12 protein-coding genes and 1 pseudogene are annotated in these 13501 nt (G+C 64.0%); 4 read left to right on the top strand and 9 right to left on the bottom strand.

What is annotated here, in order from left to right:
* The first annotated feature begins 75 nt into the window (after window positions 1-75).
* Window positions 76-909 carry a DUF808 family protein gene (locus tag E3O19_RS07115; RefSeq protein ID WP_134566536.1) on the top strand — a complete coding sequence of 278 codons (834 nt, stop codon included), beginning with the start codon at window positions 76-78 and terminating at the stop codon, window positions 907-909.
* A gap of 86 nt (window positions 910-995) precedes the next feature.
* On the opposite strand, the gene E3O19_RS07120 is transcribed toward E3O19_RS07115, so the two are convergent.
* The 4 genes from E3O19_RS07120 to E3O19_RS07130 are packed head-to-tail and all read right to left on the bottom strand — an operon-like array spanning window position 996 to window position 4102.
* Window positions 996-2021, bottom strand: a complete 1026-nt coding sequence (locus E3O19_RS07120; RefSeq protein ID WP_134566538.1) for an aldo/keto reductase — start codon at window positions 2019-2021, stop codon at window positions 996-998.
* A 48-nt stretch (window positions 2022-2069) separates the two neighbouring features.
* Window positions 2070-2234: a hypothetical protein gene (locus tag E3O19_RS17775; protein WP_166804508.1), complete on the bottom strand. Its 165-nt coding sequence runs from the start codon at window positions 2232-2234 to the stop codon at window positions 2070-2072.
* 21 nt (window positions 2235-2255) lie between these two features.
* The gene (locus tag E3O19_RS07125) at window positions 2256-3083 is read right to left on the bottom strand and encodes a hypothetical protein (RefSeq protein WP_134566540.1); all 828 of its coding nucleotides are present in this window, start codon (window positions 3081-3083) and stop codon (window positions 2256-2258) included.
* Window positions 3080-4102, bottom strand: coding sequence for a TerC family protein (locus tag E3O19_RS07130; RefSeq protein ID WP_134566542.1), 1023 nt, complete (start codon window positions 4100-4102; stop codon window positions 3080-3082). The genes E3O19_RS07125 and E3O19_RS07130 overlap by 4 nt, the downstream gene beginning before the upstream one ends.
* 327 nt (window positions 4103-4429) lie before the next feature.
* On the opposite strand from E3O19_RS07130, the pseudogene E3O19_RS07135 reads away from it, so the two are divergent.
* Window positions 4430-4611: pseudogene (locus tag E3O19_RS07135) on the top strand (DUF808 family protein); the annotation flags it as partial.
* Here E3O19_RS07135 and E3O19_RS17780 read toward each other — a convergent pair.
* On the bottom strand, window positions 4554-5114 hold the full coding sequence (locus E3O19_RS17780) for a hypothetical protein (RefSeq protein ID WP_166804507.1): 561 nt from the start codon (window positions 5112-5114) through the stop codon (window positions 4554-4556). The pseudogene E3O19_RS07135 and the gene E3O19_RS17780 overlap by 58 nt on opposite strands.
* A gap of 948 nt (window positions 5115-6062) precedes the next feature.
* Between E3O19_RS17780 and E3O19_RS07145 the strand changes: the two genes are divergently transcribed.
* Complete coding sequence (locus tag E3O19_RS07145; RefSeq protein ID WP_134566554.1) at window positions 6063-8420, top strand: FdhF/YdeP family oxidoreductase; 2358 nt, start codon at window positions 6063-6065, stop codon at window positions 8418-8420.
* 22 nt (window positions 8421-8442) lie between these two features.
* Here E3O19_RS07145 and E3O19_RS07150 read toward each other — a convergent pair whose 3' ends face one another.
* The gene (locus tag E3O19_RS07150; protein ID WP_134566546.1) at window positions 8443-8757 is read right to left on the bottom strand and encodes a DUF6457 domain-containing protein; all 315 of its coding nucleotides are present in this window, start codon (window positions 8755-8757) and stop codon (window positions 8443-8445) included.
* Window positions 8758-9096: 339 nt separating this feature from the next.
* Here E3O19_RS07150 and E3O19_RS07155 point away from each other — a divergent pair, with 339 nt between their 5' ends.
* Entirely contained in the window at window positions 9097-10710 is a 1614-nt protein-coding gene (locus E3O19_RS07155; protein ID WP_166804509.1) for a phospholipase D family protein, read from the top strand.
* A gap of 131 nt (window positions 10711-10841) precedes the next feature.
* On the opposite strand, the gene E3O19_RS07160 is transcribed toward E3O19_RS07155, so the two are convergent.
* The 3 genes from E3O19_RS07160 to E3O19_RS07170 form a co-directional block, all read right to left on the bottom strand.
* Window positions 10842-11498 carry a histidine phosphatase family protein gene (locus E3O19_RS07160; protein ID WP_134566548.1) on the bottom strand — a complete coding sequence of 219 codons (657 nt, stop codon included), beginning with the start codon at window positions 11496-11498 and terminating at the stop codon, window positions 10842-10844.
* Between the two features lie 481 nt (window positions 11499-11979).
* The gene (locus E3O19_RS07165) at window positions 11980-12564 is read right to left on the bottom strand and encodes a hypothetical protein (RefSeq protein WP_134566550.1); all 585 of its coding nucleotides are present in this window, start codon (window positions 12562-12564) and stop codon (window positions 11980-11982) included.
* Entirely contained in the window at window positions 12564-13139 is a 576-nt protein-coding gene (locus tag E3O19_RS07170; RefSeq protein ID WP_198413877.1) for a helix-turn-helix domain-containing protein, read from the bottom strand. Before E3O19_RS07170 ends, E3O19_RS07165 begins: the two co-directional genes overlap by 1 nt.
* Between the last annotated feature and the right edge of the window lie 362 nt (window positions 13140-13501).

Raw genomic sequence — 13501 nt, forward strand, 5'->3', positions numbered from 1 at the left:
GGGAGTAGCACCACACGCGGCCCGGGCACCGATCCCGGGCCGCTACCACGTCGTCAGAACTGCGCTACCAGGTGCTTGGACAAGCGCTACCATCAGGCGCTACTCGCCAGCCTATCGCCGGCGCGTGAGATCCACGTCGTCTGGCGAATCGCACTGGGCAGCCTGTTCAACAAGTTCGTCATCATCATCCCGCTCGCCCTGCTCCTTTCCGCATTCGCGCCCTGGGTTTTGCCGTTTCTGTTGGTTATCGGCGGTACCTATCTATGCTTCGAGGGTGCAGAGAAAGTCACCGAGTGGTTCGGCGTTCGTCATTCAACTGAGGAGAGCGAACCGCGGGATGAGGGAAAACTCATCTTCGGCGCCATCCGCACCGACCTCGTCCTCAGCACCGAGATCCTGCTCATCGCGCTGGCCAGTCTCGATCCGGATTTTGGGGTCTGGATGACGCTCGGCGCTTTGGTGGTGATCGGCTTCGGCATGACGGTGCTCGTTTACGGCGTGGTCGCCTTACTCGTCAAGATCGACGATGTCGGACTGGCGCTGATGAAGAACCCCGTACGACGAATGCGACGCACGGGCGCGCACATTGTGCGCTCAATGCCGGCCGTGTTCCGGGTAATCGGCATCATCGGAACGCTCGCCATGTTGTGGGTGGGGGGCCACTTGGTGATCGCAAACCTGGCCGACACTTTCTGGCACGGACCCTACTATGTGCTGCACGCCGTGACGGACGCGGTCGAAGCTGGCGGGCCCGTCGCCGTCTGGGTCACTGACACTGCACTGTCGGCCGTCTTCGGGCTCATTCTCGGCCTGCTCATTGTCGCGATCATTTCCGGAATCGCGCGCCTCCTCAGGAACAAATCTGAGCAAAGCGTCAGGGAAGTCCCCGGGGCGGACAACCTTCCATAATCGCCAGTGGCCCTGTTTTCAAACGGCAATCAGGTTCTACTGGCGCGACTCGGTGACGTGACCGCTTCGTTCGCCGAGCTCGGCACCTAGAAGGCGACCGCGCGGGAGCGCTGCGCGACCGCGGCCTCCCCATACGGATAGTCGGAGACGACCGGAGAGCTCAGGGCTCCCAGCCTGTCGAGCTGCTCAGCGCTCAGCTGCACGTGAGCCGCGGACAGGTTCTCGGTGAGCTGTTCGACCCTTCGCGCACCGAGGATCACCGAGGTCACCCCCGGTTGCGCTTCGAGCCAGGCCAAAGACACCTGTGCGCTCGTGGCACCGATCTCGGTCGCGACCTCGGCGACGGCATCGATGATCCGCCAGGTGCGTTCCTTCTTATTACGCGGGGCCCAGGCCTCCATTCCCCGCTCGGGGTCTTCGCCCAGCCGCGTCGCGCCGGTGGGATCGGTGTCGCGCTGATACTTGCCCGATAGCCACCCGCCGCCGAGCGGCGACCAGGGCAAAAGCCCCAGGCCCCCATCGATGGCCGCAGGCACGATCTCAGATTCGATCTCGCGAACGAGCAGGCTGTACTGCGGCTGGAGTGTGACCGGCGCCGTGAAACCCAAAGCCTTCGCCACGTGCACGGCTTTAGTCAGCTGCCAACCGAGAAAGTTGGAGAAGCCGTAATAACCGATCTTGCCGCTTCGGATGGCGTCGTCGAGAAAGCGCAGCGTCTCCTCCAACGGCGTCACCGCGTCCCAGGCGTGCAGTTGGTACAGGTCGATGTGCTCGGTTCTCAGCCGACGCAGTGAATCGTCGAGGGCCCGGTGCAAGTGCCGACGACTGGTACCTCGATCGTTTGGGCCGTCGCCCATGGCGAACCGACCCTTGGTGGCGAGAACGACCTGCTTCCTCTCGGTCGGGTGAGAGGCCAACCACGACCCGATCATCTCCTCCGAGGTTCCGGAACTGTAGACATCCGCCGTGTCGATGAGGGTGCCGCCGGCGTCCACATAGGTGTCCAGGAGCGCGTTGGCCATCTCCTCATCGGCTTCCGCCCCAAAGGTCATGGTTCCCAGTGCGTAGGTCGAAACGACTGCGCCGCTGTTGCCGAGTGTGCGATATCGCATCTGCCGGTCCTGTTCTTCTTCGAGGCGGGAGACCCGCAGGGTGACGATCTAAAAGGCACGAACATTGAGCTGCACACCATTATCCGCCGGCGCGATGACCGCGACGGAGGCGATGGTGCGCTTGAGGATGGCGGTCTCCACGATCTGCCCCACCGGGAAGCCCGAGAAAACCGAGCCCGTCGCCCGGAGGATTTCCTGTTGACGACTGTGCATTCTGGCCACTCGGCTTCCCGATCAACGGCCGAAGATGTCGTCCAGCCCTGGGAGGTTAAAGTCGGATCCGAATTCGTTCACCTGGTCTCCAAGGCCCGAGACGGTTTCGCCCGCGCTGGCCGCGAACTCATCCACTCCCCCGGTTAGGCCTTCGAGGTCGATGCCGCTGGCCAAGGCGTCGAAATCAACTCCGAAATTCGCCGCCTGCTCGAGGAGGGGGCCCGCGACGGAGCTGACGACGGCTCCGCCGGCGACCGCGGCGAGAACACCACCGGCTGCCAGGCCGGCTCCCGCGGCGGCACCACCCAACAGCGCTCCACGGCCGATACCGCCGCCCGAGCGTGACTCGGGGCCGTCGGCTCGGGCAAGGAGGCCTCGGAGGAATCCGGGACGGCTGGCCTCCGTTCGGGCGGCCGCACGTGCGAGGTCGTCGGCACCTGAGGTGCGGGGCCCCTCGTGGGCGGGGAGTTCTGCGCACATCCGCTGTTGGATCTGATCGCGCTGGGCCGGGGTGAGTCGCTCGAATGCCTCGCCGTGCACCTGCTCGATCTGGTGCGGGTCGGCGGTTTGCAGAAGGTAGTCGTAGCGCGCGATCGCCGCCCGATCGGCGTTGTCGATCGCCCCTGATGACACAGATGACACGGATGAATCGGCTCGACGAGACTCGGTAGCGGGTCCGCCATCGGCGCGGCCGGATTCAGCAGTGCGGCCCTCTCCGGTCAGCGCATCTGCTGCATTGCGAACGATCGTGCGCCAGTCGGTCTGGCCAGCGTTCGCAGTCTGGTTCGACGAACCTGACTTGTCGAGAGCCTTCTGAGCGAGGCCCGTGAGTTTGGAGAACATGCTCATTTCGAGTGTTCCTTCCTGGTTGAGGGATCGATCGACGTCGGTGTTTCGATAGTTGAACGGTTTCCGCGGGTCTTGAGCAGGCTCAGGATGGTGGCCACGGCGATCGTGGCGCCGATGAAGAGCAGGGAGAACGAGATCGGGATCTCGGGGACCCACAAAAGCGGCTGTCCGCCATTGATGAACGGTAGCTCGTTCACATGCAGGGCGTGGAAGACAAGCTTGACACCAATGAACGCCAGGATGACGGCGAGGCCCTGCGCGAGGTAGACGAGGCGCTCGAGCAAACCGCCGATGAGAAAGTACAGCTGCCGCAGCCCCATCAGCGCAAAGACATTCGCCGTGAACACGATGTACGCCTCGCTCGTGAGCCCATAGATGGCGGGGATGGAGTCGACCGCGAAGATCAGGTCGATGAAGCCGATGGCGACGATGGTGAGGAGCATCGGGGTCACGAACCGCTTGCCGTTCGTCTTCACGGTGAGCTTGTCTCCGTGATATTCGTCGGTCACCGCGAGGTGGCGGCGCACGAAGCGCATGAACCGGTTATTGGCTGGGTCGGTTTCGTGGTTCGAGAACGCCTGCCGGTATGCCAACACGAGTAGCAGGGCGCCGAAGAGGTAGAAGATCCAGGAGAAGTTCTCGATCAGTGTCGCGCCGACGGCGATGAAGACGCCACGCAGGATGAGTGCGATGATGATGCCCACCATCAGCACCTTCTGCTGGTAGGCCTTCGGCACGGCGAACGCGCCCATGACCAGCAGGAAAACGAAGAGGTTGTCGATCGAAAGTGCCTTCTCGGTGAGGTAGCCGGCGAAGTACTCGCCGCCGTACGTCCATCCCGTGACCGCGCCGATGCCGACGCCAAACAAGAGCGCGAGACTGATGTAGAACGCCGACCAGCGAGCCGACTCACCGATGGTGGGCTCGTGCGGCTTACGCACGTGGGCGAAGAACTCGTAGACGAAGAAAGCGATCGTGACAGCGATCGTTATGATCCAGATTAAGGGTGTGACCTGCATGAGAGATCTCCAAAGAGATTGGCGTTGAAATGGCGCCAAGGTCTCCTCCGCCCTGATCAGATCAGAACCGGCGGCCCGGAATGCAACGATGCATTCGTATTGACGGGCCGACCGCAGACGGGAGTACTCCCCTTGTTGCGGGAAAGTCTACAAGACATCTGCCCGATCACTAATTCCACCGGGCAGATTTTTGTGTGAATATGCCGTCCGAAAACCATCGCGCGCCCGCTCGGGGAACGGGTCCCCCGCACCCCTCTGCCGCGCAGTACTGTCGTTCCCATTGCCGTCGCTTATCACCTGGACGACGCCCCACCCGAGGAGAACCACATGTCAGTCGGCTTGCTCGCCGTAGTCGATGACATCCTGACCGCCGCTCTCAAGGCCAGCGCTAAGACCGCAGGCGTCNCGCAGGCGTCATCATCGACGACGCGGCCGTCACCCCGCAGTACGTTCAAGGCCTATCGCCGGCGCGTGAGATCCACGTCGTCTGGCGAATCGCACTGGGCAGCCCGCCACTCCCGAGCCGCTGCAAGATGCAACCAAGGAGCTCCTGGGCAACATCATCGACACGGCAACCTACCGGGAGCGCATCAAGACCGTCACGGATAAAGTCCGACCGGCTGTCGACGGAGAAAACCTGCCCGACTTCGCCGACAAGATCTGCAGTCAGCACTCCGTATCCTTCGACACCGCCGACAACCGGCGCAACGCTCAGGCATTCGAGTACGGAACGAAGGAATGGGATGAATTCCACACCCATGCTCGCAACTGCATCGAGTCCCTGAACAGCCAGATCAAAAGCAACGGCCCCGAAGAGATCGAATCCGCCAGCCGACGCCACGTCCGCGGATTCGGCGCCGCACAGATCATCGTGAGCATCCTGCTGACGAACTTCAACCTGCGCAAGATCGCCGCCTTCAGCAGCGACAAGATTAGTGAAGACGCCAAGAAGCAGATCAACGGTCAGCCCGTGGTGCCTCCGATCCGCCGCCGCCGCGACCGAGAATTCCACAACCCCTGCACCGACCCCTACCCGGCCGGCGTAGTGCGCCCGGACAGGGTGAAACACGTAACGTCCGATGAGACCGGCGGGCCACCGCTCAGGACCTAACCATCCCCCTCAGGGCCCGTTACCGCCCGAGAGGGCAAAACCCCCAGCATTCGAGACAATCCGACGCGCGTAAAAACACTCGAAGCAGTCTGAGCTACGTCGCTGAACAAGAAATCGCAGCCCCGAAGAGCCGAAAGATCCGCTTGAACCAGAAATCGCTCCTGAGAAGCCTCAGGAGCGATTTCTTTTTTGTTTCGACCGGACCGTTTCGTCAAGAGTTTCGCGAACGGCCCCTGTGGTGGGCTGTTCGCGAAACATGCCAGGGCGCGGATCTCGGCCGACGCCAAAATGCATTTTCCTCCACGGCCCTGCGGCTATTCCTCCACTTACCTTTCAGCGACCTGGCCCTCATGACGGCGGTCCGAAGACCCAGGGACCTATCGGCCCAGAGACTGCTCCGACTCGGCGTCCCGCCCTGGCCGAGGGCCACCGGCCCGGCGCACCGATGGTCACCGCCGTCACCGCGCGGGCACTCTCAGTGGCCGTGGCCATCACCGGTGGAGTGGCTTGGGCAGTTTGACCGTCAAGGTCCGAGTCAACGGCCCGACGGTGATCGTAATCGTGGCGGTGGCCGAGCGGTACGCCTCCCGAGACGTCAACTCGCCCAAACATCATCTGACAATGCCCGCAACGGCACCGCATCGACGATGCGTATGAGAATCCGTGGCTGAACTGACCACTGACATGATCACGGGACCAAGGCCGCGCCGGGCGACCCACAGGCGCACGACCGTTCCCGGCCCGCGATCACTTTCCTCTTCCGGTAACCCTCGCGAGGCGTTTACTGTTGATCCAACGGTGCGGACCCCATCTGGGGTCACCGCGGCGAAACTGTCTGGGGGCATGGCCATGGTCAACAAGAATCCGAAGGTCGAGGAAGCCGATGAGAGCGAACTCGAGGTCAGCAAACCCAAGGAGTGGGCCGCGGGAATCCCGGGCGTAACGCACTCCATGGTGCCGGCGATCGAGCACATGGGCGTGAACCGGACCCGCAGAACGGTGCTCGCCATGAACCAGAAAGACGGCTTCGACTGCCCCAGTTGCGCCTGGCCTGATCCGCACCACCGCAAAGCGTTTGAGTTTTGTGAGGAGGGCGCCAAGGCCGTTACTTGGGAGGCGACTCCCGTCGTCATCGCCTCTGAATTCTGGGCTGAGCATTCCGTGAGCGACCTGCGGTCTCGCAGCGAGTACTGGCTGGGCATGCAGGGCCGGCTGACCGAGCCCGTCTATAAGCCCGCCGGCGAGGATTACTACCGCCCCATCACCTGGGACGAGGCCATCGAACTGGTCGCCACCAGGCTCAACGCCTTGGGCTCTCCGGATGAAGCGGCCTTCTACACCAGCGGCCGTACATCCAATGAGGCGGCGTTCCTGTACCAGTTGTTCGTGCGCGGTTATGGCACCAATAACTTGCCGGACTGTTCGAACATGTGCCACGAGTCCTCGGGCTGGGGCATGGGCCAGACCATAGGCGTCGGCAAGGCAACGGTCACTTTCGACGATTTCGCGGCGGCGGACCTGATCATCTTGATGGGGCAGAACCCCGGCACGAATCATCCTCGTATGCTCAACGAGCTGGAGGCCTGCAAGCGCAACGGCGGCTCCTTGGTCGCTGTCAATCCGCTGCCCGAGGCGGGGCTCAAACGGTACAAGAACCCGCAAAAGGTTCGCGGCGTCGCAGGAAAGGGCACCGAGCTGGCCGATCAGTTCCTGCAGATCCGGCTGGGCGGGGACATGGCATTGCTGCAGGCGGTTTCCAAGCGGGTGCTCGACGCCGAGGCCAGGAACCCCGGCACTGTTCTGGACCACAAGTTCCTGGCGGAGCACTGCGAAGGCCTTGAGGAGCTGAAAGAGCACCTGGCTCAGCTCGACGAGCAGGAGGTGCTCGAAGCGACCGGTTTGCGAATCGAGGAGATCGACGAGCTCGCCGAGCGGTACCTGAAAGCGGACAAGGTCATCATCACGTGGGCCATGGGCATCACGCAGCAGAAGAAGGGGGTCGCCACCATCAAGGAGATCATCAACCTCCTGCTACTGCGGGGCAACATCGGCAAGCCCGGAGCCGGCGCCTCCCCCATCCGCGGCCACAGCAACGTGCAGGGCGATCGCACCATGGGCATCTGGGAGCAGATGCCGCCGGCATTCATGGACGCCCTCGGGAAGGAGTTCGACTTCGAACCGCCGCGGGAGCACGGTGCCGACGCCGTCGAAACGATCCGCCGAATGCAGGAAGGAAAGATCAAGTTCTTCCTCGCCCTCGGGGGAAACCTCGTGGCGGCGATCTCCGACACAGACGCAGCGGAAGCGGCGATGGAAAAGACCGACTTCACTGCCCAGATCTCCATCAAGCTCAACCGTTCCCACGTCTCCACCGGGAAAGAAGCGCTCATCCTGCCCACCATGGGTCGAACTGAGATTGACATTCAGGAGACCGGCAAGCAGTTTGTCTCGGTCGAGGATACCGTGTGCGCCGTGCACGCATCCTGGGGCAGAGTGGAACCGGTAGCCCACACGCTGCTGTCGGAAGTGTCGATTATCTCGCGGCTGGCCAAGGCGACTCTCGGGAACAAGGTCAACGCCGACTGGGGCGGCTTTGAGAAGAACTACGACTTGATCCGCGACCATATTTCTCGGGTGGTGACAGGGTGTGAAAACTACAACGAGCGGATCCGGCAGGACGGCGGCTTCATTCTGGAGAACGGCCCGCGGGACTCACGCACCTTCCACACGCCCACCGGCAAGGCAGTGTTGACGGCGAACGACCTTGAGGCGGTGGAACGCCCTACCGGGACGCTGATCCTTCAGACCCTGCGCTCTCATGATCAGTTCAATACGACCATCTACGGCTTCAACGATCGATACCGGGGAATCAAGAAAGGCCGTCACGTCATCATGGTCAATGCCGAGGACATCACCGAACTGGGTTTGGCCGACGGTCAACTGGTGGATGTCTACGGAGAGTACAAGGACGGCAGGGAGCGGGTACTACGCGATTACCGCGTGGTCTCCTACCCGACGCCGCGCGGTTGCGCCGCCGCGTATTATCCGGAGGCAAACGTCCTCGTCCCGCTCGATCACGTTGCGGATGGCAGCAACACGCCAGTCTCGAAGGCCGTCATCGTTCGACTGCGCCCGCCCAGGTCCGCCGAGACTGAAACGGCTGGTGCGACGGCAACGGTCGGGGCCGGGGTAGCCGCTCCGGCGTAACGTGGGAAACCGAACACCGATCTTACTGGGCTGAGTCGACCCAGCCCTTACTGTCGGGACCGTCGTGAGTACCGCCGCTGACCAGGCGACGGGCCTTCTCTACCGCCGTGTCGACGGCGGACTGAACGTCCTTCTTGCCGCTGTTGGTTGCCTGTCCGGCTGCGAAGCCCACGACAAAGGCGCTGATGGGCCCGGCGGAGGGACTCACCGCCGTGGATTCCTCAGCCAACTGCAGGATCACCTGGCTATCGACTTCCAGGTCCAGGAGCTGCAGCGCCTGAGTCAGACGCCGACTCCATTGGGCCAGTGCGAGCTTTTCATCGGACGAATCGGTCATCGGTGCTCCCCAAACGGTGGTTCCCCCGGGAATGCCCGGGAACGGCATCCGCCAAGACTGGCACCGTTGTCGGCTCAGCACAATGCGCGGGAACTACAGACTCTCCCGGCGGGATTTACGGCTTGCTCGGCCCGAAGGCCCGAGCGCGGTCACAACACACAGGTTGCCCGGACTGGCCGTCGCTGCAGTCCTGAGCCTGCCCAATGTCCGCGTCGCTGAGGAAGCAGTTTCCTTGATGAAGGCAACCAAAGCGCTCGGGCTGGAACCCGGGGTCGGGGACGCTGACGAACAGTACTGGGGCACTCGGCATCGGATCGGTCGTGCCGTAAAGTGCATCGCGTGCACACTGATCCGAGTACCTGGTTCCTGAGCCGGGTCGAGCGCGGAAACCTGGCCACGGACGTGCATGCGGGTGGTGCCGGATCGCCGGCCTGGTCGGAGGGCAACCTCGTGGTGCCCCTGGTGCATGGCGCTACCTACTTCGCCCGGCTGCACGAGGAGCTGACGGCGTTGCAGGCGGGAGACCGTGTCTGGTTCACCGACTGGCGTGGCGATGCCGACGAGCGGATGCTGCCGGACGGGCCGTCGATCGGCGATCTGCTCGCTGGGCTGGCCCGCTCAGGAGTGGAAGTGCGCGGCCTCGTCTGGAGATCCCACGGGGAAAGCGTGTCGGCCCCGATGAGCGGCCGCTCCAACGAACGGCTGGGTCGCGAGATCAACGAGGCCGGCGGCGAGGTGCTGCTGGACCAGCGCGTGCGCCTCTTCGGCTCGCATCACCAGAAGTTCTTCGTCATCCGCCGTCGGGACGACCCGTCGCGGGACATCGCGTTCGTCGGCGGGCTCGACCTCTGCCACGGCCGCCGGGACGACGCCGACCACGCGGGAGACCCGCAGGCGCTGGACATGGGTCCCCGGTACGGCACACGCCCGCCGTGGCACGATGCCTCCCTCGAACTGCACGGCCCCGTGGTCGCAGACCTGCTGGCGGTGTTCGCCGAGCGATGGAATGACCCTCACCCCCTGGACCGGCGCACGCCCTACCGGATGCTGCTACAGCGTCTCGCCCGCATGCCCCGGCATCCCAGGCCACTACCGGAATCCGCGCCGCCACCGCCGCCGGCGGGCCCGCACGCGGTGCAGCTGCTGCGCACCTACGGTGTGAAGCGCCCACCGTTCCCGTTCGCGCCTGCCGGGGAGCGCAGCATTGCCCGCGCCTACGGGAAAGCCTTCGCCCGCGCACGCTCGCTGATCTACATAGAGGACCAGTACCTATGGTCCACGGAAGTCGCAGCCGCTCTCACGGCGGCCCTCACACGCAACCCCGAGTTGACCGTGATCGTCGTCGTGCCCCGCTATCCCGACTCCGACGGGCGTCTCGCCGGGCCGGCAAGCCGGCTGGGCCAGTTGCGGGCACTCAGCATGCTCCGCCGCGCCGCGCCAGGCCGGGTCGGCGTTTTCGACCTCGAGAACGCCGCGGGCACTCCGATCTACGTGCACGCCAAGGTCTGCATCGTCGACGACACGTGGGTCACCTGCGGCTCGGACAACTTCAACCGCCGATCGTGGACCACCGACAGCGAACTCACGTGCGCCGTCATCGATACCACCCCGGGCACCCCGGAAGCACCCGGCGCAGGGCGCGGCCCCGATGCTTCCGGGCGCCTGGCCCGGGACCTCCGCCTGCAACTGTGGTCGGAGCACCTGAGCCTTGACCCGGACGATCCCGCGCTCGGCGACCCCGCCGCCGCGCTCCGCCTGTGGAACACCACCGCCGACGGCCTCGACGACTGGCACGCGACCGGCCGCCGCGCGACCCGACCCGCGGGACGAGTGCGCCGCCACACTCCCGAACCCGTCACGCGCATCCAGCGACTCTGGGCGGTCCCGATCGGGCGCTTCGTCATGGACCCGGATGGCCGGCCCCGCCCACTGCGAGGCACCGCGCGCTTTTAGGCCGCGCAGTTCCAGGTCCGACGGTTTCGCCCAGGCAGCCGCGCATCCGCGAAATCTTCAACCTCGCTCAGGTGCCGCCGCACCAGCAGCCGTCACCGGATCGCAAATCCGTCAGCAGCTTGGGTTGCGTTCTAGGACTCTGAGGGCACCAAGGGCAGTTGGGCTCCGTAGTTCCAAGACACGATGGCCGGCTGCTCGCGGTAGAAGCTGAGCACGGAGACCGATCCAGCATCCAGGGTGATTTGAGCACCGAATCGAGGGGCCATTCTCAGGTACACTGCGGTCAGAATGCGCAGGAAATGGCCGTGCGCGATCAGGGCGACGTTTCCCTCCTCCATCGCAGGCAGCACCCGCGTGAGCACCCGCGATGCGCGGGCGGCGACCTCCTCGACCGTCTCACCGGGCGTGTCACCACGAATCACGCCGTGGGTGAATGCGCTCCAGTTGTAGCCGAGCTCGCTGCGGATGTCGCGCGTCGTACGCCCCTCGTACCCGCCGTAGTCCCATTCAACGAGAAGCGGATCGACTTCGGCATGAAGGCCAGCGAGCTCAGCAGTCCGTCGCGCACGCTGCAGCGGTGAGGTCAGCACGAGCGAGAAATCGTAACCGGCCAGTAGGCCACCCGCACCGCGGGCAAGTTCCTCTCCCCGGGCGGTGAGCGGAACATCCGTGAGCCCAGTGTGTTTGCCATCCTTCGACCACTCCGTCTCCCCATGGCGCAAGAGAATCAGCTTCCCTGACGGGTTATCCGGAGCGGGTTGGTTGGGCAGCGGATCGTTTGTGACCATACGGCAACAGTAGTGTCGCGCCTCGGTTCTGATGGAGGTTCTTGATTGCTGGAAGGGCCAGCGTTCACCCCCGCGGGCGTTCGAAGTGGGTGGGGGAACGGGCATCCCCGCAATTACGCGGCTACGGCCGTTCATGGTGAGCGCAGACGGCTCGGAAAGCGAAGAGATGCTCGCCCCCAGGAACCCCGGATGCCGCTCGCGCCATGGACGTGCTCCGCTCCCACGCGGGTGTGAGCTATAGCACTGCCCGTCGCGGCCGGTCTAGAGGTCTACGAGGTCGCGCCGCTGCGCGGCAACGGACCGCAGCTCATGAGGGTGGTTTCGACTTCGCTGCCGGGCCACGCCGTGTTCATGTGAACAGCTCCCGCGTCCACGGCGATCGTTCTGGTTAGGCGTTCCCCGGGTCGGATGACGAATGTCGGCTCGACGGGTTCGGCGATAAGTCGATTCGTTGGCCTCACGGCGGGCACGGCAAGACGACTCAGATGTTTATCGGGCCGGGCGACGGCGGTGCCGGCGTTGGTTCGCCGTTGAGGATGGCGTTCACGATCTTTTCCGCACGTGGAACTAAGTCATCACCGGGGTAAAACTCCTCATAGAGTTTCTCCGCGTCCACGAGTGTGTGCACCTGACAGAGAGCGAGCAGAAGCCGGATGTCGCGAGTGTCGCGTCCGGGGCGGTTCGCGCGAAGCTTCATTGCAAGCATCCCCTGTTTGGATGCCACTTGAATAACGATGCCGTCCTCATCGTAAATTGTCTCCCACTCGACGACGCGGCCGAGGGTCGGGACGGCGTCGGCCTTCGTGACCTCGAAGTTCAGCCACTTCGCGTCCCACCCATGCTTCAGTGCGACTCGTTCGGCGGCGGCAGCGACGGAATCGTCCGAGCCGGGGCGGACGTGAAGGACATCCAGATCCTGCGTGGTCCCCCGATCGAAGTAGCACAGGGCGAGTGCCGCACCGCCCACGAGCCGGATGCCGGCCACCTCACCCGAATTACGAAGCTCGGCGACGAGATCACGGAGGCCGATGATGATCGCGTTGCGGTCCAGCGCGGTGCCGGACATCAGACGCTCGCGAAGGTATCTGCCCATGCAAGAACGCCGCGTTCGGCGAACTCGTTCGGCACGTCATCACGTTCGGGCGCGGGGTCGGCCGGGTCGACCCGGAACACGACAGGTTCAGTCAGTGCGCGATCGGGGTTGTTGACCCATCCAGGCAGCGGGATGTTCTCTTGATTGAGCCGCCATGCCACGAGAGCCGCGATGGCGGCATCCCACATATGATCGCCGGTGGGTTCCGGCTCCGTCAGCCCAAGGATTCCTCGAACGAGTCCGTGTTCGGCGATGAGATTATCGTTCAACTGAAGCAAAGCCCGAAGCGCGCGGTCTGTATCCCTCGCTCGAAGATACTCTCTGATCGCCTCTGCGGAACTGGCAGCGTCATCACGACGCGTGGGAGCGGCATACAGGCGGTGTCCGGCGCCGGCGAGCAGCCGATCGACCGTACTGTAGGCAGCATCCCGTCCACGCTCATGATGGGAGACGCTGGCCTGGTCAATGCCGGTTAGCTCTGCGAGTCTCGCCTGAGTGAGGTGTTTGCTCCGGCGAGCGGCGCGGACGAGAGTAGATGAAGCTGCCACAATCGTCTCCTCCTTATTCCTAATATGACTTGTGCGTCATATTCTAGCGCGCATGCGATGCAACCCGTGCCTGCGGGTCTGGCCTGCACCGGCAGGATCGGCCTGCAGGGACCACATCGGCCTGGATTGACTGTGGACACACTTGCCCTCTCCTCGACGATCGGCTCGCGAATCCCACAAAGCAGAAATCGCTCAGTACCTCTCCCTGCTCACCGCATTGCACGGCATGCATTGGGTCAGTCTCGGGCCGCTCCCCGGCTGGAACACCACCACGTCCACCGACCACGACGAGAACCGTCTTGGCTCCTACCTCGGAGCCGGCGCACAGTCGTGGAATGACCGAGGACCCGACGCTGTCCTGA

The organism is Cryobacterium algoritolerans (genome assembly GCF_004402785.1).
In the GTDB taxonomy this organism is placed as follows: Bacteria; Actinomycetota; Actinomycetes; order Actinomycetales; family Microbacteriaceae; genus Cryobacterium; species Cryobacterium algoritolerans.

Coding starts and splice junctions, on each gene's coding strand:
- E3O19_RS07120 (WP_134566538.1), bottom strand. CDS start 2,021: ATGCGATATCGCACACTCGGCAACAGCGGCGCAGTCGTTTCGACCTAC.
- E3O19_RS17775 (WP_166804508.1), bottom strand. CDS start 2,234: ATGCACAGTCGTCAACAGGAAATCCTCCGGGCGACGGGCTCGGTTTTC.
- E3O19_RS07125 (WP_134566540.1), bottom strand. CDS start 3,083: ATGAGCATGTTCTCCAAACTCACGGGCCTCGCTCAGAAGGCTCTCGAC.
- E3O19_RS07130 (WP_134566542.1), bottom strand. CDS start 4,102: ATGCAGGTCACACCCTTAATCTGGATCATAACGATCGCTGTCACGATC.
- E3O19_RS07145 (WP_134566554.1), top strand. CDS start 6,063: ATGGTCAACAAGAATCCGAAGGTCGAGGAAGCCGATGAGAGCGAACTC.
- E3O19_RS07150 (WP_134566546.1), bottom strand. CDS start 8,757: ATGACCGATTCGTCCGATGAAAAGCTCGCACTGGCCCAATGGAGTCGG.
- E3O19_RS07160 (WP_134566548.1), bottom strand. CDS start 11,498: ATGGTCACAAACGATCCGCTGCCCAACCAACCCGCTCCGGATAACCCG.
- E3O19_RS07165 (WP_134566550.1), bottom strand. CDS start 12,564: ATGTCCGGCACCGCGCTGGACCGCAACGCGATCATCATCGGCCTCCGT.